22 protein-coding genes and 1 pseudogene are annotated in these 19,205 nt (G+C 77.1%); 11 read left to right on the forward strand and 12 right to left on the reverse strand.

What is annotated here, in order from left to right:
* Positions 1-46 precede the first annotated feature (46 nt).
* Positions 47-196 (forward strand): annotated as a pseudogene (locus tag MY520_RS15935) (lycopene cyclase domain-containing protein); the annotation flags it as partial.
* Here the strand turns inward: MY520_RS15935 and MY520_RS15940 are convergent.
* From MY520_RS15940 to MY520_RS15950, 3 genes are read right to left on the reverse strand one after another with little or no spacing between them, the layout of a single operon-like run.
* The gene (locus MY520_RS15940; protein ID WP_436693395.1) at positions 193-1,146 is read right to left on the reverse strand and encodes a phytoene/squalene synthase family protein; all 954 of its coding nucleotides are present in this window, start codon (positions 1,144-1,146) and stop codon (positions 193-195) included. The pseudogene MY520_RS15935 and the gene MY520_RS15940 overlap by 4 nt on opposite strands.
* Entirely contained in the window at positions 1,143-2,678 is a 1,536-nt protein-coding gene (gene crtI / locus MY520_RS15945; RefSeq protein ID WP_436693397.1) for a phytoene desaturase family protein, read from the reverse strand. Before crtI ends, MY520_RS15940 begins: the two co-directional genes overlap by 4 nt.
* On the reverse strand, positions 2,678-3,805 hold the full coding sequence (locus MY520_RS15950; protein ID WP_436693399.1) for a polyprenyl synthetase family protein: 1,128 nt from the start codon (positions 3,803-3,805) through the stop codon (positions 2,678-2,680). Before MY520_RS15950 ends, crtI begins: the two co-directional genes overlap by 1 nt.
* 176 nt (positions 3,806-3,981) lie before the next feature.
* On the opposite strand from MY520_RS15950, the gene metF reads away from it, so the two are divergent.
* Positions 3,982-4,884, forward strand: a complete 903-nt coding sequence (gene metF, locus MY520_RS15955; protein ID WP_436693400.1) for a methylenetetrahydrofolate reductase [NAD(P)H] — start codon at positions 3,982-3,984, stop codon at positions 4,882-4,884.
* Here metF and MY520_RS15960 read toward each other — a convergent pair.
* A complete protein-coding gene (locus tag MY520_RS15960; protein WP_436693402.1) occupies positions 4,874-5,506 on the reverse strand; it encodes a hypothetical protein in 633 nt (210 codons plus the stop codon). The two genes, metF and MY520_RS15960, sit on opposite strands and share 11 nt — an antisense overlap.
* Positions 5,507-5,551: 45 nt before the next feature.
* Between MY520_RS15960 and MY520_RS15965 the strand changes: the two genes are divergently transcribed.
* Positions 5,552-5,863 (forward strand): type II toxin-antitoxin system VapC family toxin, encoded by a 312-nt coding sequence (locus MY520_RS15965; RefSeq protein WP_436693404.1) that lies wholly within the window; start codon positions 5,552-5,554, stop codon positions 5,861-5,863.
* A gap of 2 nt (positions 5,864-5,865) precedes the next feature.
* Here MY520_RS15965 and MY520_RS15970 read toward each other — a convergent pair whose 3' ends face one another.
* Positions 5,866-6,774 (reverse strand): hypothetical protein, encoded by a 909-nt coding sequence (locus MY520_RS15970; protein WP_436693406.1) that lies wholly within the window; start codon positions 6,772-6,774, stop codon positions 5,866-5,868.
* A 131-nt stretch (positions 6,775-6,905) separates the two neighbouring features.
* On the opposite strand from MY520_RS15970, the gene MY520_RS15975 reads away from it, so the two are divergent.
* From MY520_RS15975 to MY520_RS15985, 3 genes are read left to right on the forward strand one after another with little or no spacing between them, the layout of a single operon-like run.
* Positions 6,906-8,012, forward strand: a complete 1,107-nt coding sequence (locus tag MY520_RS15975; RefSeq protein ID WP_436693408.1) for a transcriptional regulator — start codon at positions 6,906-6,908, stop codon at positions 8,010-8,012.
* Positions 8,009-8,920: an ATP-binding cassette domain-containing protein gene (locus MY520_RS15980; RefSeq protein WP_436693410.1), complete on the forward strand. Its 912-nt coding sequence runs from the start codon at positions 8,009-8,011 to the stop codon at positions 8,918-8,920. Before MY520_RS15975 ends, MY520_RS15980 begins: the two co-directional genes overlap by 4 nt.
* Positions 8,917-9,726 carry an ABC transporter permease gene (locus MY520_RS15985; RefSeq protein WP_436693412.1) on the forward strand — a complete coding sequence of 270 codons (810 nt, stop codon included), beginning with the start codon at positions 8,917-8,919 and terminating at the stop codon, positions 9,724-9,726. Before MY520_RS15980 ends, MY520_RS15985 begins: the two co-directional genes overlap by 4 nt.
* Before the next feature lie 30 nt (positions 9,727-9,756).
* Here MY520_RS15985 and MY520_RS15990 read toward each other — a convergent pair whose 3' ends face one another.
* The gene (locus MY520_RS15990; RefSeq protein ID WP_436693414.1) at positions 9,757-10,563 is read right to left on the reverse strand and encodes a lipase family alpha/beta hydrolase; all 807 of its coding nucleotides are present in this window, start codon (positions 10,561-10,563) and stop codon (positions 9,757-9,759) included.
* Between the two features lie 69 nt (positions 10,564-10,632).
* On the opposite strand from MY520_RS15990, the gene MY520_RS15995 reads away from it, so the two are divergent.
* Together MY520_RS15995 and MY520_RS16000 are read left to right on the forward strand one after the other, a co-directional pair.
* Positions 10,633-11,289 carry a CDP-alcohol phosphatidyltransferase family protein gene (locus MY520_RS15995; protein WP_436693416.1) on the forward strand — a complete coding sequence of 219 codons (657 nt, stop codon included), beginning with the start codon at positions 10,633-10,635 and terminating at the stop codon, positions 11,287-11,289.
* Between the two features lie 119 nt (positions 11,290-11,408).
* Positions 11,409-12,386, forward strand: coding sequence for a carbohydrate kinase family protein (locus MY520_RS16000; protein ID WP_436693418.1), 978 nt, complete (start codon positions 11,409-11,411; stop codon positions 12,384-12,386).
* Between the two features lie 3 nt (positions 12,387-12,389).
* Here the strand turns inward: MY520_RS16000 and MY520_RS16005 are convergent, their stop codons facing one another.
* Genes MY520_RS16005 through MY520_RS16030 form a run of 6 tightly spaced genes read right to left on the reverse strand, consistent with a single transcriptional unit; the run spans position 12,390 to position 17,736 of the window.
* Entirely contained in the window at positions 12,390-13,040 is a 651-nt protein-coding gene (locus MY520_RS16005) for a flavin reductase family protein (RefSeq protein ID WP_436693420.1), read from the reverse strand.
* Positions 13,037-14,203: a glycosyltransferase family 2 protein gene (locus tag MY520_RS16010; protein WP_436693422.1), complete on the reverse strand. Its 1,167-nt coding sequence runs from the start codon at positions 14,201-14,203 to the stop codon at positions 13,037-13,039. Before MY520_RS16010 ends, MY520_RS16005 begins: the two co-directional genes overlap by 4 nt.
* Positions 14,200-15,006 (reverse strand): carotenoid biosynthesis protein, encoded by an 807-nt coding sequence (locus MY520_RS16015; protein WP_436693424.1) that lies wholly within the window; start codon positions 15,004-15,006, stop codon positions 14,200-14,202. The genes MY520_RS16010 and MY520_RS16015 overlap by 4 nt, the downstream gene beginning before the upstream one ends.
* Positions 15,003-16,646: a phytoene desaturase family protein gene (locus tag MY520_RS16020; protein ID WP_436693426.1), complete on the reverse strand. Its 1,644-nt coding sequence runs from the start codon at positions 16,644-16,646 to the stop codon at positions 15,003-15,005. The genes MY520_RS16015 and MY520_RS16020 overlap by 4 nt, the downstream gene beginning before the upstream one ends.
* Positions 16,643-17,230: a GNAT family N-acetyltransferase gene (locus tag MY520_RS16025; RefSeq protein ID WP_436693428.1), complete on the reverse strand. Its 588-nt coding sequence runs from the start codon at positions 17,228-17,230 to the stop codon at positions 16,643-16,645. The genes MY520_RS16020 and MY520_RS16025 overlap by 4 nt, the downstream gene beginning before the upstream one ends.
* Complete coding sequence (locus MY520_RS16030) at positions 17,227-17,736, reverse strand: YbaK/EbsC family protein (protein WP_436693430.1); 510 nt, start codon at positions 17,734-17,736, stop codon at positions 17,227-17,229. Before MY520_RS16030 ends, MY520_RS16025 begins: the two co-directional genes overlap by 4 nt.
* Positions 17,737-17,962: 226 nt before the next feature.
* Between MY520_RS16030 and MY520_RS16035 the strand changes: the two genes are divergently transcribed.
* From MY520_RS16035 to MY520_RS16045, 3 genes are all read left to right on the forward strand, one after another.
* A complete protein-coding gene (locus MY520_RS16035; RefSeq protein WP_436693432.1) occupies positions 17,963-18,289 on the forward strand; it encodes a DUF6504 family protein in 327 nt (108 codons plus the stop codon).
* Positions 18,289-18,774 carry an SAV_6107 family HEPN domain-containing protein gene (locus tag MY520_RS16040; protein WP_436693434.1) on the forward strand — a complete coding sequence of 162 codons (486 nt, stop codon included), beginning with the start codon at positions 18,289-18,291 and terminating at the stop codon, positions 18,772-18,774. The genes MY520_RS16035 and MY520_RS16040 overlap by 1 nt, the downstream gene beginning before the upstream one ends.
* Before the next feature lie 73 nt (positions 18,775-18,847).
* Positions 18,848-19,205, forward strand: a 358-nt coding sequence (locus tag MY520_RS16045) for a PHP domain-containing protein (RefSeq protein ID WP_436693436.1), incomplete at its 3' end; no start/stop codon positions are given.

A 19,205-nucleotide genomic window follows, 5' to 3' on the forward strand; every position in this document is an offset into this window, starting at 1 on the left:
GCTGGCGGTGCTCGCGGTCGTCGCCGTCCTGGTCGTGGACCTGGCCGTGTACCGCACCCGCATGGTGACCCGACCGGTGTTCTGGGTGGCCTACGCGATCGTGGTGACCTTCCAGCTGCTGGTGAACGGCGTGCTCACCGGGCTGGAGGTGGTCGTCTACGACCGCGACGCCGTCTGGGGCCCGCGGATCGCCTACGCCCCGGTGGAGGACCTGCTGTTCGGCTTCGCCATGGTCACCCTCACCCTCGCCAGCTGGGCGGCGGTCAACCGGCGGGCGAACACCGCCAGGCGGCGCGGCTTGGACACCGACACCCGGCGGTCGAGCACCCGGTAGTCGGCCCGCTCGATCTCGGTGAGGATGCCGCCGTAGAGGGCGGTCGCCGCCCGCACGCAGTCGCGGGACTCCGGGGCCAGCATCGGCGTCCCGGGGGCGGCGTCGTCGTAGCGGCGGCGCACGATCGCGACCATCTCCCGCATCAGCTCGCGGAACCGGTCGTCGAACCGCTTCTCCTCGAGCTGCCCGCGGGTCACCCCGTGCGCGGCCATGAGGTCGGCCGGCAGGTAGACCCGGCCGCGGTCGACGTCCTCGGCGACGTCGCGCAGGAAGTTGGTCAGCTGGAACGCCTCGCCCAGCGCGATCGCGTGCGGCGCGGCCTCCTCGCGGAGGACCCCCGGCGCCGTGCCCAGCACCGGCAGGACCTGCAGCCCGATCACCGACGCCGAGCCCCACATGTACCGGTCGAGGGCGTCCAGGTCGGCGTAGCCGGTGACCTCGAGGTCACTGGTCATCGCGGCCAGGAAGTCGACCAGGTGCTCGACGGGGATGGCGTACCGGCGGTAGGTGTGCACCAGCGCGAGGCGGACCGGGTCGTCGGACCAGCCGGCCTCCAGCTCGGCGAGCACCGCGCGGGACCAGTCGGCGAGGTCGCCGGCGGGGTCGGCGCCGGGGTGGTCGACCAGGTCGTCGGCGGTGCGGGCGGCCGCGTAGAGGGCGTGCACGGCCGGACGGCGGCCGGCGGTGAGCAGCCGGGTGGCCAGGTGGTAGCTCTTGCCGTGCCGGGCGGCGATCGCGGCGCAGTGCCGGTAGGCGGCGTCCAGCCGCTCCTGCCGCTGCGCCATGGTGAGCGGGCGGTCCAGGCCGGTCATCGCCGCCCCTCCGAGGGGGCCATTGTGGCCACTCTGGCCCTCGAGGCCGGCCCGGTGATCCGCTCGGCGGCCAGCCGGCCGCTGATGACCACCATCGGCACGCCCACGCCCGGCTGCACCGAGGAGCCGGCGAGGACGACGTTCTCCGGCCCGCGGCGCGGCAACGTCGGCGTCCGGAACGGCCCCGTCTGGCCGAAGGTGTGGGCCAGGGCGAACGGGGTGCCGGCGGCCATGCCCTGTGCCGCCCACGTCAGCGGGGTGTCCAGGTGCTCGACCTCGATGGCGCCAGTCAGGCCGGTCCAGCCGCGGGCCTCGAGGGTGGCCAGCACCTCGTCGCGGTAGCGCGGGCCCAGCGTCGTCCAGTCCAGGCCGGGGTTGCCGCCGCTGTGCGGGTCCAGGTTCGGGGTGGGGGCCACGATGCTCAGCACCTGGCCGCCGTCGGGGGCCAGGCCGCGGTCGGTGACCGACGGCATGCTGACCAGCAGGCTCGGGTCGGTCATCGGCCGGCCGTCCCGGGTGAGCTCACGGAAGACCTCGTCCCACGCCGCGCCGAAGCTGATCGTGTGGTGCGCCTGACCGGGCAGCTCGGCGCGCACCCCGACGTGCAGGGCCACGCAGGACGGCGAGTACACCGGCCTGCGGCGCCGGGAGAACCCGGGGACCAGGCGCTCGGGGGCGTCCACGGTCACCACGACGGCGTCGGCCGGCAGCCGCTCGCCGTCGTCGAGGAGGACGCCGGTGACCCGCCGCCCGGAGGCCTCCAGCCCTCGCACCGCCGTGCCGTACCGGAAGGCCACCCCGGCGTCGGCGGCCGCGGCCGCCAGCGCCCGGGGGACGGCGGCGATCCCGCCGACCGGGTGCCAGACCCCGGCACCGATGTCGAGCTGGGCGATCACCGCGTAGGCGGCGATCGCCCGCTGCGGGCTCACCCCGGCGTACAGCGCCTGGAAGCTGAACAGCCGGCGCAGCCGGTCGTCGGTGAAGGCGCGGGCCACGTGGCTCGACAGCCGGCGGAACCCGCCGCGGCGGGCGAGCGCGAGGAGCTCGGGGCCGAGCAGGTCCAGCGGGGTGTCGAGGTTGCGGTCGATGAAGGTGTCCAGCTGCAGCCGGTACAGCTCGGCCAGGTCGGCGAGGTAGCGGCGCAGCGCGGCGGCCTCGGCCGGACCGCACAGCGCCTCGACCTCGGCGGCGAAGGCGTCGGGGTCGGCGTGCACGTCGAGACGCGACCCGTCGGCGAACTGCGCGCGGTAGGTGGTCTCCAGCGGCACCAGCGGCAGCCGGTCCTCGAGCTTCTCGCCGACCGCGGCGAGGGTGTCGGCGACCAGCTCGGGCGCGGTGAACACCGACGGCCCGGTGTCGAGGGCGTAACCGCCCGCCTCGATCCGGCCGGCACGCCCGCCGGGGCCGGGGCCGCGGTCGACGACGGTGACCTCGCGGCCGGCACCGCGCAGCCGCAGCGCGGCCGAGAGCCCGGCCAGGCCGGCGCCGACCACGACCACGCGGTCGGTGCGGCCGGGGACGGTCCGGATCATCAGGCGGTGCGGCTGGTCGCGGCGACGGCGAGCGCGTCCAGCGCGTGGCGGGCGTCGTCGGCGATCGGGGCCTGCGCGATCGCGGTGCGCGCCAGTGCGGTGCGCTCGGCGATCCGCTCCTCGACGCGGGTCCGGGCACCGGTGTCCTCGATGAGCGCGCGCAGGGCGTCGAGGTCCTCGGTGCCGGCGTCGGGGTTGCCCAGCAGCTCGGCGAGCAGCCGGCGCCCGGCGTCGTCGGTGGCCTCCTCGGTGAGGGCGATGAGCAGCGTCTGCTTGCCCTCGCGCAGGTCGTCGTCGGCCGACTTGCCGGTCACCGCCGGGTCGCCGAACACCCCGAGGACGTCGTCGCGGAGCTGGAAAGCCTCGCCCAGCGGGAGGCCGACGGCGGTGTACGCGTCGGTGGCCCACGGGCCGGCGCCGGCGATCGCCGCCCCCAGCTGCAGCGGCCGCTGCACCGTGTAGCCGGCGCTCTTGTAGCGGGCCACGGTCAGCGCGCCCTGGGGGCCGGGCAGGCCGCCGGCGGCCCGCAACAGGTCGAGGTACTGGCCGGCGGTGACCTCGGTGCGCATGGTGTCCCACACCGCGCGGGCGCGGGTCAGCGCCGCGGGGGACAGCCCTGAGCGGCGCAGCAGCTCGTCGGACCAGACCAGCGCGAGGTCGCCGACGAGGATCGCGGCGCCCACCCCGAACGCCTCGCCGTCGCCGGCGAGCCGCCCGTCGCCGTGCCGGCCGGCGAAGCCGACGTGGGTCGCGGGGCGCCCGCGGCGGGTGAGGGCGCCGTCCATGACGTCGTCGTGGACCAGCGCGCTGGCGTGCACGAACTCCAGGGCCGCGACCGCCCGCAGCACCGCGGCGTCGTCCTCGGTCGGGCCCTCCGGGCGCACTCCGCGCCAGCCCCAGTAGGCGAACAGCGGGCGCAGCCGCTTGCCGCCGTCGGCCAGCGCGCGCACCTCGTCGACGACGGGCAGCAGGGCGTCGTCCATGGCCGCGAGGGTCTCCCGCTGGACGTCGAGGAACCCGCTCAGCGCGGCGGAGACGGCCGCGCGGACGCGGTCGAGCTCGGCGACGGCGATCGGCGGTGCCGGGGGGAGGGCCGTCGACGCGCGCTGCTGGGCCCCGGCGGTCATCGACCAAGTATCTCCCGCGTGCGCGGGGGGTGCCGCCGCAGGCCGTGGTTCCGCGGTCAGGGTCATCGCCACCAGCCTCCTGGGTCCGGACGTGGGCACTCGCCACGACCTCTTCGCCCGGACAGCGCCCGGTGGATGCAGGATCGGGAACCCGGTGCTCCGTATCCTCTGTGCCCATGTCCCACACCGTGCGAGAGCTGCTCGCCTCCGCGCGGCCGACGTGGTCGTTCGAGTTCTTCCCGCCCAAGAGCGCCGACGGCGCCGCGCACCTGTGGACGGCGCTGCGTGAGCTGGAGCGGCTGCACCCGTCGTTCGTGTCGGTCACCTACGGCGCCGGCGGCTCGACCCGCGAGGGCACGGTCTCGGTGACCGAGCGGATCGCCACCGAGACGACGATGACGCCGCTGGCCCACCTGACCGCCGTCGACCACAGCGTCGCCGAGCTGCGGCACGTGGTCAGCCGGCTGGCCGCCGCCGGTGTGCGCAACCTGCTGGCGCTGCGCGGCGACCCGCCCGGCGCCGATCCGCAGGCGGAGTGGGTGGCCCACCCGCAGGGGCTCCGCTACGCCGCGGAGCTGGTGGAGCTGATCCGGACGATGGGCGACTTCTGCGTCGGCGTGGCGGCGTTCCCGGAGCGGCACCCGCGGTCGCCGGACTTCGAGACCGACGTCGAGATGTTCGTGCGCAAGTGCCGGTCGGGCGCCGACTTCGCGATCACCCAGATGTTCTTCCGGCCCGAGGACTACCTGCGCATGCGCGACCGGGTGGTGGCCCGGGGCTGCGACGTCCCGATCATCGCGGGCGTCATGCCGGTGACCAACGCCAAGCAGATCGTCCGCATCGTCCAGCTGTCGGGGCAGGCGTTCCCGTCCGACCTCGCCGCCCGCTTCGCCGAGCTCGACGGGGACCGGCCCGAGGACAAGGCCGCCGTCCGGGCCCTCGGCGTCGAGGTGGCCACGCAGCTGTGCCGGACCCTGCTGGACGAGGGTGTGCCCGGCATCCACTTCATCACCATGAACCGCTCGACGGCGACCCGTGAGGTCTACGCCAACCTGGCCGCGGTCGGCGTCACCCACTGACGGCGACCGGGCCCAGCGCCGCGGCGGCGTCCGCGGCCCGGCGCAGGGCCTCCCGCTCGGCCGCGTAGCCGCCGAGCACCCCGACCACGGGGACGTTGGACAGGAACCGGTGGTGCAGCTTGCCCTTGGGGCGGGCGTCGAGGGTGTCGTCGATCCGGCCGAGCAGCCGGGCCACCCGCCACAGTGTGCGGACGTTGCCCCACAGCCCGGCGCGGTCACTGCGGGCGCCGAAGGCCTCGTCGGCGTAGCTGCCCCGGGAGCGCTGCAGGAGGGGCTCGACCCGCGCGGCGGGCAGGTCCCGGTCGAGCAGCACGCGGGCCAGGAGCGCGACCCGCTCGGCCGGCGCCTCGATCCCGTGCTCACTGGCCACCCCGCCGACGACGAGGGCCTGCACCGCCGCGCCGACGGTGTTCTGCAGCGGCAACAGGTCCGCGAGCTTGCCGGCGAACCGCGGCGCGGCGCTGATCCCGGCGGCGACCTGGGGCAGCTGAAGGGCCCACCACTGGTCCCGCTGGGCCTGCGACAGGGTCGCCGGCCGGCCCAGCCGGCGAACCAGCGGGGCGGTCAGCCGGTCGACCCGGCGGAGGACGTCGACCACGACCGCGTCACTGATGGGTGCCATGGAAGGGCTCTACCCGCCCGACCGCCCCCCGCACGCACCTGCCTCGTGGCGGAGGACCTGCACGCCCCCGCGCTGATCGACCACGAGGTCGTGTCGGCTCTCCGCGGGCTCCTGCGCCGGGACGCGCTCGGTGCCGCCCGTGCGGACGACCTGCTCGCGGACTTCGAGACCCTGCCCCTGGAGCGGTGGCCCGCCGGGAACGCGCTCCGGCGTCGCACCCTGTCGCTGAGGGAGACCCTGTCCGCGTACGACGCGGCCTACGTGGCGCTCGCCGAGGCGCTCGACTGCCCCCTGGTCACGCGTGACACCCAGCTGGCCCGGGCCCCTGACCACGCGGCGCGGGTCGAGGTCCTCTGACCTCAGACCCGGTACGGGTCGGGCGGCTCGGCGAGCGGGGCGCGGGTGCGCGTCATGAGGTCGACCAGTTCGGTCATCGCCATCCGGACGCCGGCGATCTCCTCGGCGACGGTGTCGATCCCGCCGTCCCCCCGGAGCGGCGTGGAGGCGGTCTCGATGGTCAGCCCGTCGATCTCGGCCGCGCTGCGCTCCAGGCGCTCGAGGTCGGTGAGGGTGCGCAGCTCGGCGGAGAGCAGCGCCGTCTGGTCCCGGTAGCGGATGAGGGCGTCGGCGCGCCGGCCGAGCTGCCGGGCGGCGTTCTCCAGGGCGGTGAGCTGGCGGTCCCAGTACTCCGCGGCCGGCCCGGCCGGTCGGACGCCGAGGGACACGCGGGCCTGCCGGATGCGCAGCGCCAGGTCGACGATCCGGTCCACCTCGGCCTGCCCGTCGAACGCCGCCCGGCTCTGCGCGAGGAACGGCGACTGCCAGGCCGGCTCGCGGACCGTCTCCGCCCACGCCCGGCCGGCCGCCGCGGCGATCCGGGCCTCGGTGGTGTCCCAGGCGGCGAGCGCGGCCTCGGGCGACAGGGACAGCGGGGCTGCGGGCGGCGCGGCGGGGACCACGGCGGCCTCCTCGCGGCGGTACCGGTGCACCACGACACCGGCCACCGGGACGAGCAGCCCGACCCCGGCGGTGAAGAAGAACAGCAGCAGGGCGATCGCGAGTTGCTGGTTCGGGGGCAGCCGCAGCCACTCCCGGCCGATCCGGTCCAGCCAGTCCAGCCGGACGGCGGCGTCCCGCAGCTGGGTCCAACTCGGCGGCGGAGCCGGGGTCCACGCCGGCGGACGCGGCGACCGGAGGACCACCAGCTGGCCGGCGGTCAGGTACCGGGTCGGCCACAGCTCCTCGGCCCCGGGGCCACCCGCACTCATGTCCTCGTCCTCCCCGCCGCGGCCGGTCGCCCGTCCGCGCGCACGATCCCGTTCCCTCCAGGGTGCCCGAGTCGGGCACCGGAGCGGGCTCCCACGCCGTCGCGACCTCGGCCGGCACGTACGTTGGCCGCATGGCCGCGCGGGCGCACGGGGCGGTCCGGCGCTGGGCGGTCGTCGGAGCGCTGGTCGGCACCCTCGTCGCGCTGCCCTCGCTGGTGGCCGCGCTGTCCGCCGACGACGCCGACGTCCCCGCGGCCGAGCTGCGGGACGCCGTCCTGGCCAGCGCGGACGTGGGGTTCTCCGGCTTCGCGGTGTCGGCCGGGGGGCTCAGCCTGCCGGTGACCGACCAGCTGACCGGCGTCGCCGACCTGCTCAGCGACCGGACGACGATGCGGGTGTGGTGGCGCGGGCCCACCGAGAACCGGGTCGACGTCCTCACCGCCGCGGGGGAGACCGGCGTGCACCGCGACCCCGGAGGGACCTGGACCTGGGAGTACGAGGGGCTCGCCGCCGTCCGGGGCGGGCCCGGGGCGCTCGCCCTGCCCGCCGCGCCGGACCTGCTGCCCGCGCCGCTCGGCCGGCGGCTGCTGTCGGAGGCCGCCGACGGGGAGCTGTCCCGGATCGGCGCCCGCCGGGTGGCCGGCCGGGAGGCGCTCGGCGTCCGGCTGGTCCCGGCCGAGCCCGCGTCCTCCGTGGCGCGCGTCGACGTGTGGGTGGACCCCGCCACCGGCCTGCCCCTGCAGGTGGAGGTCGTCGCCGCGGGGGCCGCCCGGGCGGCTCTGGACACCCGCTTCCTCGACCTCGACCTCGCCGTCCCGCCGGCCGCGGTGGTGGCGTTCACCCCGCCGCCGGAGGCGTCGGTCGGGACGGCGCCGGACACCGACGACCTCCTGGCCGAGGCCGGCCGGCGCGCGATGCGGGTGCCGCTGCCGGGCGAGCTGGCCGGGCTGCCCCGCCGCCCGCTCGAGGGCGTGCCGCCCGCCGTGGGGGTGTACGGCCGCGGCGTCACCCTGCTCGCGGTCGCCCCGGTGTCGCCGCGGCTGGCCGGCGGCCTGCGCCGCGCGCTGCGCGGGAGCCCGGACGCCGTCGTCGACGAGCTCGGCGCCCGGCTGTCGGCGGGCCCGCTCGGGCTGATGGTGGTCGACCGGCCCCGCGGCGGCGCGTACGTGCTCACCGGGACCGTCACCCTCGACGCGCTGGCCGAGGCCGCCGCCGCGCTGCCCGGGGCCGCCCGGTGATCCGCACCCGCGCGCTGGTCAAGCGGTACGGCCGGCTGCGCGCCGTCGACGACATCGACCTCGACGTCCGCGCCGGCGACGTCTACGGCTTCCTCGGCGCCAACGGGTCGGGCAAGACGACGACGGTGCGCATGCTGCTCGGGCTGGTGCTGCCCACCAGCGGCGAGGTGGAGCTGCTGGGGGAGCGGATGCCGCGCGCCGGCCGGCGGGTGCTGCCGCGCGTCGGCGCGCTGGTCGAGGGGCCCGCGCACCACGGCCACCTCTCCGGCCGGGCCAATCTCGCCCTGGTCGACGCCGCCGGCCCCGGCGGGCCGCGCCGCACCCGACGGCGGCGGATCGACGAGGTGCTCGAGCAGGTCGGCCTGAGCGGCGTCGGCCGCCGTCCGGTCCGGGCCTACTCCCTCGGCATGCGCCAGCGGCTGGGGCTGGCGGCCGCCCTGCTGCGGCGGCCCGAGCTGCTCGTGCTCGACGAGCCGACCAACGGCCTGGACCCGCAGGGCATCACCGAGGTCCGCGCGCTGCTGCTCGACCTGCACCGCGGCGGGACGACGGTCTTCCTGTCCAGCCACCTGCTCGCCGAGGTGGAGCAGCTGTGCACGCGGGTCGGGGTGCTCGACCGCGGCCGGCTCGTGCTCCAGGACGACCTGGCCACGCTCACCGCGCCCACCGGCGCGACCCTCGTCACCACGCCGGCGGCCGACCGGGCCCGGGCGGTGCTCGACGGGCGGGTCCTCTCCGTCGACGGCACCCGCGTGGTGGTCCGCGGGGACGACCCGGCCGAGGTCAACGCGCTGCTCGTCGGCGCGGGCGTGCCGGTGACCGCGCTGGCGCTGCAGCGGCCCTCGCTGGAGGAGGTGGTGCTCGCCGCGGCGGGCGCCAGCCCCGACCGGGTGGAGGGGCCGCGGTGATCGGCGTCGAGCTGCGCAAGCTGTTCGGCCGGCCGCGCACGTGGGTGACGATCGCCGTCCTCAACGCGCTGCCGGTGCTCGTGGCGGTGCTGCTGCAGCTCACCGACCTCGCGCCGCGGCCGGGGGAGGGGCCGCCGTTCCTGTCCGCCGTCCTCACCAACGGGGCGCTGTTCCCGCTCGCCGCCCTGGCCATCGTGCTGCCGCTGTTCCTGCCCGTCGCCGTCGCCGTGGTGGCCGGGGACTCGGTCGCCGGGGAGGCCCAGGCCGGGACGCTGCGCTACCTGCTGGCCCGCCCGGCCGGCCGCACCCGCCTGCTGGTGGCCAAGCTGGTCGCGGTGGTCGCCTTCGTCCTGGTCACCGTGCTCGTCGTGGCCGGGGTCGGCTACCTGGTGGGGACGGCGCTGTTCGACGCCCGGCCGCTCGCGGGGACGTCGGTGTCGGGCACCTCGCTGACCCCGGAGGAGCTCCTCGCGCGCACGCTGCTGGCCATCGGGTACGTGACGGTGTCGATGCTCGGCGTCGCCGCCTTCGGGCTGTTCTTCTCCACGCTCACCGACTCGCCGCTGGCCGCCGCCCTCGGCGCGCTCGCGGTGCTGGTCGCGTCCTCGCTGCTGTTCACCCTCGACGCCGCCTCACCGATCGCGCCGTACCTGCCCACGCGCTACTGGCTGGCCTTCGTCGACCTGTTCCGCGACCCGGTCCTGTGGCGGGACGTCACCCGCGGCCTGGCGCTGCAGGGCGTCTACGTCGGGGTGCTGCTGGCCGCGGCGTGGGCGAACTTCACCACCAAGGACGTCACCAGCTGAGACCTCGCGTCGGGACGGGGTCGGCTCGCGTCAGCCGCCGAGGCGCGCGCAGTCGGCGGGACCCAGCTCGGCGGGCTCCCGGGGGCCGAGCCCGGCGAGCACCATGGCCTGCACCAGGGGGTCGCGCGGCAGGTCGCCGTGGCCCACGCGGGCGCCGGCGCAGACCGACTGCACCGGCAGGTTCAGCGCCCCCTCCAGCCGCGCGGACTCCGGTGGGGTCACCGTCTCGTCCTGCTCGGTCCAGATCGACACCCAGGCCGGGCCGTCGGGGGTCTCGTCGCCGGCGTTGAGGGCGGCGATCAGCGCGCTGCCCGTCGTCATCTGCCGGCAGGCCTCCGGGCAGCGGCCCGGCGCCACGGCGCCGGCCAGGTCGGCGATCGTGGTCCCGTGGTGCGGCGAGCCGAGCGTCACGACGCGGCGGGCGACGTCGGCACCGCCGTCGGCGGCCCAGAGCCGGGCGACCACCCCACCGGCCGAGTAGCCGACGACGTCGACGCTGCCGGCTCCGGTCCGCTCCAGCGCCTCGTCCACGGCGGCGGCCAGGGCGTCGGCCGCGGCCGCGAGGTCGCCGGTGCCGTCGCCGGGGACCGGCACGACCGTCGCGTCCCGCCCCTCGGCGGTCAGCCGGTCGGCGAGGGGATCCAGTGACCGCACCGACCCGCCGTAACCCGGGACCAGCAGGACCGGCCCCGGCCGGTCCTGGGCCATCGGCCCGCCGGCCGTGCCCGGCGACCGGTCGAGCAGCAGCGCCGTGGCGGCGACCAGGACGGCGGCGACGAGCAGGGCCAGCACCCCCACCACCAGCCGGCGGCGGGCGGGTGCGAGGCCGGCGAACACCCCTCCACTGTGCCCGGTGCGTGCCCGGAGGCGGCGGGACTGGTGGACTGCGGGGGTGCGAGGAGCGCCGTGCTGAGCCGGGACGAGTACCTGGCGGCGTGGGCGGACTGGCACGGCGGGACGGATCCGGCCGGGAGCCGGCTGGTCCGCGGCTGGCTGTCGGGCGCCTACGCGCTGGCCCGCCCGCTGGCCGGCCTGCCGCCGATCGCGGCCACCGCGCTCGGGCTGGCCGTGGCCGTCACCGCCGTGGTCCCGGCCTGGGCCGGCGGGCCGTGGTTGGTGCTGGCCGGGGTGCTCGTGGGGGTCTCCGCCGTCCTCGACTCCCTCGATGGAGCCCTCGCGATCGCCACCGGCCGGGCCTCGCGCCGCGGATTCGTGCTGGACTCCGCGGTGGACCGGCTCAGCGAGGCCGCGTTCGCCGCCGCACTGTGGGTCGCCGGCGCGCCGGGCTGGCTGGCCGCGGCCTACGGGGCGCTGTGCTGGCTGCCCGACTACCTGCGCGCCCGCGCCGGCCAGGCGGGGGTCGCCGAGACCGGCGCGGTCTCGGTGTGGGAGCGCCCGACGCGGGTGGCGATGACCGGTCTCACTCTCGGCGGGGCCGGCGTGCTGTCCGGCCTGGACGTCGTCGCGGCGGTGGTGACCTGCGGCACCGCCGCGGGCTGCCTGCTCGGCGTCGCCGGCGTCGCACAGCTCGGGACGGCGCTGCGGAGGGCGCTGGCCGACTGACTCCGCTGGGCGTCCGGGCGGCTGGCCTCCTAGGGTGTGCGGTGCCAGCCACCCGCCGTTCACCTGGGCCCGACCCCGCGCCGGACGTCCCACCCGTCGCCACACCGAGGGAGCGCCCCGTGCCCGTCGTCGTCACCGGATCGATCGCCACCGACCACCTCATGACCTTCCCCGGGAAGTTCACCGAGCAGTTCGTCGAGGGCCAGCTGGAGAACGTCTCGCTGTCCTTCCTGGTGGACGACCTGGTCCAGCACCGCGGAGGCGCGGGCGCGAACATGGCCTACGGGCTGGGACTGCTCGGGCTGGGGCCGGTGCTCGTCGGCGCCGTTGGCAGCGACTTCGCCGACTACCAGGCCTGGCTGAACCGGCACGGGGTGGACACCGGCAGCGTGCACTGGTCGGAGCTCAAGCACACCGCCCGGTTCGTCTGCACCACCGACGCGGTGAACAACCAGATCGCCTCGTTCTACTCGGGCGCGATGAGCGAGGCGTCCGCGATCGAGCTCGCGCCGGTCGCCCGGCGGGTGGGCGACCCGGACATCGTCGTCATCGGCCCCAACGACCCGACGGCGATGGTCCGGCACACCCAGGAGTGCCGGACCCGGGGGTACCGCTTCGCCGCCGACCCGAGCCAGCAGCTGGCCTGGGCCGACGGCGAGATGATCCGCGAGCTCGTGGACGGCGCCGACGTGCTGTTCACCAACGAGTACGAGGCGGCGCTGCTGCTGCAGAAGACCGAGTGGACCGCCGACGAGGTGCTGCACCGGGTCGGCGTGTGGGTCACCACCCGGGCGGCGGACGGCGTGCTGGTCCGGCAGGCCGACGCCGCACCGATCTCGGTGATCGCCGTGCCGGAGACCAAGCCGGTGGAGCCGACCGGCGGCGGTGACGCCCTGCGCGCCGGGTTCATCGCCGGCCGGATGTGGGGGCTGGGTCTGGAGCGGGCCACCCAGCTGGGCTCGGCGGTGGCCACCGAGGCGGTCGAGGTGATCGGCACCCAGGAGTACACGCTGCTCAAGCAGCCGTTCCTCGAGCGGTTCGCCGCCGCGTTCGGCACCGACGCCGCCGACGAGGTCGCCCCCCACCTGCCCGGGTGAGCGTCAGTCGTCGCGCAGGTGCTCGCCGATGGAGGGGTCCTCCGACCAGCGGCGGTAGGAGATCCGCCGGATCTCCCTGACCTCGCCGATCGTCGACCACTCGTTGCCGCCCAGGCGGGCCAGCGGCTGCAGCTGCTCGATCCGCGGCCGGCCGTCCCGCACCGCGCTCTCCCACACCGTGATCAGCTGCACTCGGCCGAAGACGACGGTGCTGTCGCCCAGCCGCAGGGTCGAGTGCAGCGTGCACTCGACCGCGACCGGAGACTCCGCGACGTGGGGGACGGTGACCCGCCGGCTGTCCTCGAGCCGGACGCCGCACTGCTCGGCCTCGCTCACGCCGTGCGGGAAGTCGGTGCCCGTGGCGTTGACCTGCTCGAACAGCGGTTCGGGGGTGAGGCTGACGGTGAACTCGCCAGTCGTCTCGACGTTGCGCAGCGAGTCCTTGCGGCCGACCGAGGTGAACTGCACGACCGGCGGGTCGACGCAGGCGACGGTGTAGAACGAGTGCGGCGCCAGGTTGAGCACACCGTCCGCCGACCGGCTGCAGACCCAGGCGATGGGGCGCGGCACCACCACCGAGTTGAGCACGCGGTAGAAGGCGTTGCCGTCCATGGCGGCCGGGTCGAACTCCACGCGCGCGTCCGGGCTGGTCACCCCGCCATCGTCTCCCGCGCCGGCGGGCGCCGACCGACCGGGCGGCCGCGCCAGGACAGCGTGCCCCGGCGGCGGCCGGCGACCGAGCCGGCCAGCAGCACGTCGAACAGCAGCACCGACAGCGGGTGCGCCAGCGAGTCCGGCCACACCCGGCTGCCGGTGGCGGCGGCCGACACCGCCCGCGAGGCGACCCCCGCCGCGTAGCCGGCCAGCCCGGCGCGGGACCCGCGGAGCGCCGCCACGGGCGGCAGCACCCACACGGCGGTCAGCCCGGCCGCCACGGCGACCGTCGCGGCCGGCGAGCCGCCGACCGAGCCCCACAGCGACTTGGTGTAGCCCGCCCGCAGCGCCGGCCAGCCCTCGTACATGCGGCAGGCGGCCAGCCGCGAGCCGTCGACCGGCACCGCCCGGCCGCCGGCCCGCTTCACCGCCCGCGCCAGCGCGACGTCCTCGATCACCTCGCCGCGCACCGCCGCGTGCCCGCCGGCGGCCGCGTACGCCGCCCGCGTCACGACCAGGAACTGCCCGTTGGCCGCGGTCAGCGACGGCCGCGGCGACCGCTCGGCCACGCGCACCGGCAGCGTGGTGACCCACAGCCACGGCCCGAGCGGCTGCACCAGCCGCTCGGCCGGTGTGCCGGTCAGCGGCCGCGGCCACGGGGACACCAGGTCCAGCCGGTGCGCCTCGAGCACGGCGACCGCGCCGGCGACCGCGTCGGGGAACAGCCGCACGTCGGCGTCGACGAAGACCAGCACGCCGTCGTCGGCCCCGCCGGCCGCACCCCGCGCGCAGGCGTGCGGCTTGCCGAGCCAGCCCGGCGGCGGGTCGCCGGCGGCCACGAGCCGCACCCGGGGATCGTCCACCGCCCGCACCGCCGCGGCCGTGCCGTCGGTCGAGCCGTCGTCGACCACCACCACGCTCAGGTCGGGCACCCCCTGCTGGGCCAGGACCGCGGTCAGGCAGCCGCTGACCTGCGCCTCCTCGTTGCGCACCGGGACGACCACGGTGACCGGACGGCGCACCGGCGGCGGCCGGTCCGGCGGTCGCCGCAGCAGGGCCGCGTTGACCGCCGCGTGCACCGCCCCGGCGACCGCCGTCGCGGCGAGGCCGCGCACCAGGCCGGCGCCGCCGGCACCGCTGGGGGACCGTCCGCGCCCGGTCACCGCGCCCGCCGTGCCTGGACCACCAGCGCCACCACCACCGGGACGGCGAGGACGACCCCCCAGGCCGCGGACCCGGGCAGATCCAGCCAGCCGGCGTGGGCGAGCGCGCCACCGAGGGTCATCCACGCCAGCGCGAGCAGCGGAGCGCCGTCGCCGGCGCGCGCCGGACCGGCGGCGGTGCGCTCCACGAGGAGGTCCAGGAGCGTCATGAGCACCACCCCGGCCAGCAGCCAGCCGGCCAGGTTGGTCAGCGGCACGGTGTCGATGCCGGGCAGCGACGGCCGCGGGTGCGCCCACGTCCAGAACCCGGCCTGCACCATCTGCGGGTCCAGCACGACGTCCCAGGCGGCGAAGACGGCGGCGGCGACGCCGACCCGGGCCGGCCGCCGCCGCCCCGCGCGCACGTCCCGGGTCAGCCGGGCGGCCAGCAGCCAGCTGGGCCAGGCCATCATCAGCCAGGCGAGCGGCACGAGGAACGGCACGCCCAGCAGCGTCGGGCCGAGGTCGTCGCTGTAGGTGTAGGAGCCGTACGGGACGCCGGTCGCCAGGCCGACCGCCTCGAACACCACCGCCGTGGCGGCCGTGGTCACCAGCACGCCGGCGCCGGTGCGCGCGCCCCGGCTGACCGCGGCGTGTCCGACCGACAGCGCCGACCCGAGCAGCACGATCGCCCAGCTCACCGCGGTGCGGGCGGTGCCGTCGGTGAGCGGGTAGCCGATCGCGGTGACGACGAGCAGCACCGCCGGCACCCAGGGCAGCAGCGCGGCACGGCTGCCCGTGCGGAGCGCCGGCCCGCCGGTCACGCGCGGGCCCCGAGCCGGCGGGCGACCCGACCGGCCGCGGCGCGGGCACGGGCGGGCAGGCCCCGGTCGGTCAGCACGACGCGGGCGGCGGTCCGGCCGGAGTTGCCCGACACCCCGCCGCCGGGGTGGGTGGAGGCGCCGGCGAGGTAGAGCCCCGGCAGCCCGGGCACCCGGTACCCGGACAGCGCCGGGGTGGGCCGCAGGACGAACATGCTGGCCAGCCCCATCTCCACGTGCATGACGTTGCCACGCGGCAGGGACAGTTCCCGTTCCAGCGACAGTGGCGTCTGGACGTACAGCCGCTGTACCGAGTCGGCGAGGCCGGGGGCGAACCGGTCGACGGCCCCGATCAGCCGGGCGGCCTCCGCCTCCGCGAGGGCGTCCCAGTCGGTGCCGTCGGCCAGCGCGTACGGGTACCACTGCCCCCAGACGGTGACCACGTGCTGCCCCGGCGGGGCGAGGGTGTCGTCGCTCGCGGAGAAGCACATCGCCAGGGGCACCGGCTCGCGCGGCAGCCGGCCGGCCAGCCAGTCGCCGTGCGCCGCGGCGAGCTGGGCGCGGTCGGTGCACAGCAGCTGCAGGCCGCCCAGCGCCTGCTCGGCCGGGACGCCGGGATAGGCCGGCGGGGCGTCGGTCAGCGCCCGGACGACGAGGCCGAAGCCGTTGCCCAGCGGCGGGGCGGCCCGCGCGAGGGCGGGTGGGGCGTGCGCGCCGGCCAGGTCGCGGGTGGCCAGCACGTGGCAGGCGGCGACCACGACCGGGGCGGCCACCCGCCGTCCCGACGTCGTCCGCACCCCGGTGACCCGGCCGCCCTCGACCAGCAGCGCGGCGGCGCCGTCGCCGAGCACCACCCGCCCGCCGTCGGCCTCCAGCCGGCGGCGCAGCGCCTGCGTGAGCCCGCCGGAGCCGCCGACCGGGTGACCGGGTGGGACGTCGTGCAGCAGGGTCGCCCAGGCGACCATCGCGGCCGTGCCGGGCTCGGACATCGGTGGGCCCGACTGCGCGCCGAACCAGGCCAGCGCCGCCTTGAGCCGCTCGCTGGTGAACCAGCGGTCGAGCAGGGCGTCGCCGGACCCGAGGAAGTCGACGGCGAGATCGCCGCCGGGGGTGCGCGGCCGGCCCCCGGCCGGGGCGCCCAGCGGCCAGAACGAGCGGAGCAGGCCGGCCGCGTCGGGGCGCCGGCCGAAGGAGGCGGCCACCGCCCGGCTGCGCGGCGCCCACACGTCGACGAAGCGGCGGTAGGCGGCGGCGTCGGCCGGTCCGCAGGCCGCCTCGATCGACGCGCAGGTGGCGTCGAGGTCGACGGAGAAGACCAGCGGCCGCCCGTCCGGACCGGGGTCGCCCGGCGCGGGGGCGGGAGCGAAGCCCCACGGGTCGCAGTCGACGTAGCGCAGGCCGTGCGCGGCGAGCTCCAGCTCCTCGGGGATGCCGCTCTGCCGGATGATGACGTGCGCGCTGGAGCCGCGGTCGACGCGCACGCCGGGCCACCGCTCGACGGTGGACACCGCCCCGCCGAGCACCTCGTCGCGCTCGACCACCTCCACGCGCAGTCCCGCCCGCGCCAGGTAGCAGGCCGCGACCAGCCCGTTGTGCCCGGCGCCGACGACGACGGCGTCGACGGAGGTGTCGGCGCCGGTCACGCGCGGTCGGAGCGCGGGGGCGGCGGCCGCAGCGGGAGGCGGGCGCCGAGGATCGCGAACGGCCGGGAGTCGCCGGGGAAGTGGTAGTTGCGGGCGAGGTCGACGAAGCCGTCGGCGTGGTACAGCCGGAAGGCCTTGGTGTCGTTGTCCGGGGTGGACAGCAGGGCCGCCGGGTGGGACAGGCCCTCGAGCAGGGCGTGCAGCAGCTGCCGGCCCAGCCCGCGGCTCTGGTGGTCGGGGTGCACGTGCAGCTCGCACACCTCGAAGCCGCCGGGCAGCCAGCGCTTCGCCGTCCGCCGGTCCAGGGCGGCGCGCACCTGGTCGTGCCACCACTGGCCGGGCGCGACGAGGTAGCCGTAGCCGAAGCCGACCAGGGTCTCGCCCTCGGGGGACTCGACGAACGCGCCCACGGCGCGGAACCCGGAGCGCTCGGTGTGCTGGATGGCGTAGCCGTACCGGCCGGCGACGACCGACGGCGCGTAGCCCATGGCCGCGCCGTAGATGGCGAGCGCCTCGTGCATGTGGTCACGCAGCCACCGGGTGGGCAGCTCGGTGACGCGGGCAGCCGGCGTCGTGCCGGTCACGGAGCCGCCTCGGCGAGCGTGGTCGGGCCGGTGCCCACCTCGGCCGCGGTGCCGTCGGTCAGGCGCAGCAGCTCGTCGTAGGTGGTCGGGAAGACCGCGTTCGGGTGCCCGGCGGCGGCCCACACCTGCTCGTACCTGGCCAGCTCCACGTCGACGAGCGTGCCGATCGGCTCGGGGTGCCCGATCGGCGCGACGCCGCCGATCGGCTGGCCGGTGTGCCGGCGGACGAAGTCGGGGGAGGCGGGGGCCAGACCCGGGACGCCGAGCAGCGCGGCGACCTTCCCGACGTCGACCCGGTGGGCGCCGCTGGTGAGCACCAGCAGGGGCGCGCCGCCGACGTCGAACACCAGGCTGTTGGCGATCGCCCCGACCGGGACCCCGAGCCCGGCGGCGGCCGCCGCGGCGGTGCGGGCACCCTCGGGGAGCTCGCGCACGTCCCCGGCCGCGCCGGCCTGGGCCAGGAGGTGGGCGATGGCCGCCACCCGCGGGTGCTCGGGTCGGCTCATGGGTCGAATCCTGCCATCGCCCCCCGGCCTCCGCTGGGGTCCCCGACGCGCCCGCCGCCACACCCTGCGCGCCCCGCTTGACGTCGTCAGCAGGGTCGGGTCTACTCGACGTGTTCGAACACGCGTTCGAACACACGTGCCGGCCTCCCACCGCACCCGGGTCCTTCCCCACCCGGTGCGGTGGGCCGGGGCCGGCCGGGCGGCGCGGAGCGGTGGGGAGTCTGTCATGAGCCGGGTGCTGGGTGGGGTCGGCGGTCGGGTCGGTGAGGAGGTCCAGGTCGAGCGCGGGGCGCTCGGTCCGGCACAGTTCTGGCGCGGGCAGTCGCGGTACGTCGTGGGCGAGCTGCTCGACTCGTGGGTGGAGACCGCGCCGTGGTGGCAGCGGGAACCCGAGGCCGCCGGGGGCGCCTCGGCCGAGCTGGTCGCCACCCGCGAGGTGTGGCGGGTCGAGGCGGTGCGGGCCGGCCGGTCACGGATGAGCTTCGCCGGTGTCTTCGACCTCAGCTGGGAGTCCACGGTCAACCGCTGGTCGCTCGTGCGGGTGCACGACTGATGGGCGCCGTCCGCGTCATGGCCGACCAGCTGCCCCTGCCCCCGCCGCTGCCCCCGGCGGCCACCCAGCTGCTCGACCAGGCCTCCCGGGCGCTGGCCGAGGCGGCGGCGAGCACCGATGCGCGGCAGCGCTACGCCACCGCCCACCTGGGCGCGCTGCGGGCTGCCGCGGCGGTGCTGGCCGCCCGCACCCGCCCGGAGTCCGGTCGCCGGCGGCCGCGCAGCGCCTGGGTGCTGCTCGGCCAGGTGGCGCCGGAACTGGAGGAGTGGGCCACCTTCTTCGCCGCCGGTGCCGCCAAGCGGGCCGCCGCGGAGGCCGGGCTCTCCCGGGCGGTCACCGAGCGGGAGGCCGACGACCTGGTCCGCGACGTCGGCGCCTTCCTCTCCGTGGTCGAGACCATCCTGGGCAGCACCCCGGCGTCCGAGTCCCCCCGGCGGGCGCGGCCGCGGGTGGTCGGCGGCTCCGAGCACCGGAACGGGAAGTGAGCGAGCTCGCGAGCTCACCAAGGGACACAGCACTGCCAGGAACGCGGCCGACGAGCGCCAGCGAGTCGGACTCGTGACTGTCGACCCCTTCGTCCACCTCCACGTCGCCTCGGGCTACTCCATGCAGTACGGGGCCAACCACCCGGCCGATCTGGTCACCCGGGCGGCCGAGCACGGCATGCGGGCGCTGGCGCTGACCGACCGCGACGGGCTCTACGGCGCGGTGAAGTTCGCCCTCGCCTGCCGGGCGGCTGACCTGCGCCCGATCTTCGGGGTGGAACTGGCGGTGGTCCCCACGGTGGACAGCACGGTGCCGCCGGCCCTCGCCCCGGTCCTCGGTGGTGGGCACTCGGCGGAGCTGAGCCGGGCCCGGCGGCCGGACGCGCCGGCCGGGCGGGCCGGGTCCGGCCGCCGGGTGCCGGCCCGCGGCG

It is taken from the genome of Geodermatophilus sp. CPCC 205506, from assembly GCF_051383635.1.
Lineage (GTDB): Bacteria > Actinomycetota > Actinomycetes > Mycobacteriales > Geodermatophilaceae > Geodermatophilus.

Excerpts from the sequence above, each read along its gene's own strand:
- MY520_RS15940 (WP_436693395.1), bottom strand. The coding sequence starts at position 1,146 with ATGACCGGCCTGGACCGCCCGCTCACCATGGCGCAGCGGCAGGAGCGG.
- crtI (WP_436693397.1), bottom strand. The coding sequence starts at position 2,678 with ATGATCCGGACCGTCCCCGGCCGCACCGACCGCGTGGTCGTGGTCGGC.
- MY520_RS15950 (WP_436693399.1), bottom strand. The coding sequence starts at position 3,805 with ATGACCGCCGGGGCCCAGCAGCGCGCGTCGACGGCCCTCCCCCCGGCA.
- metF (WP_436693400.1), top strand. The coding sequence starts at position 3,982 with ATGTCCCACACCGTGCGAGAGCTGCTCGCCTCCGCGCGGCCGACGTGG.
- MY520_RS15960 (WP_436693402.1), bottom strand. The coding sequence starts at position 5,506 with ATGGCACCCATCAGTGACGCGGTCGTGGTCGACGTCCTCCGCCGGGTC.
- MY520_RS15970 (WP_436693406.1), bottom strand. The coding sequence starts at position 6,774 with ATGAGTGCGGGTGGCCCCGGGGCCGAGGAGCTGTGGCCGACCCGGTAC.
- MY520_RS15975 (WP_436693408.1), top strand. The coding sequence starts at position 6,906 with ATGGCCGCGCGGGCGCACGGGGCGGTCCGGCGCTGGGCGGTCGTCGGA.
- MY520_RS16030 (WP_436693430.1), bottom strand. The coding sequence starts at position 17,736 with ATGAGCCGACCCGAGCACCCGCGGGTGGCGGCCATCGCCCACCTCCTG.
- MY520_RS16035 (WP_436693432.1), top strand. The coding sequence starts at position 17,963 with ATGAGCCGGGTGCTGGGTGGGGTCGGCGGTCGGGTCGGTGAGGAGGTC.
- MY520_RS16040 (WP_436693434.1), top strand. The coding sequence starts at position 18,289 with ATGGGCGCCGTCCGCGTCATGGCCGACCAGCTGCCCCTGCCCCCGCCG.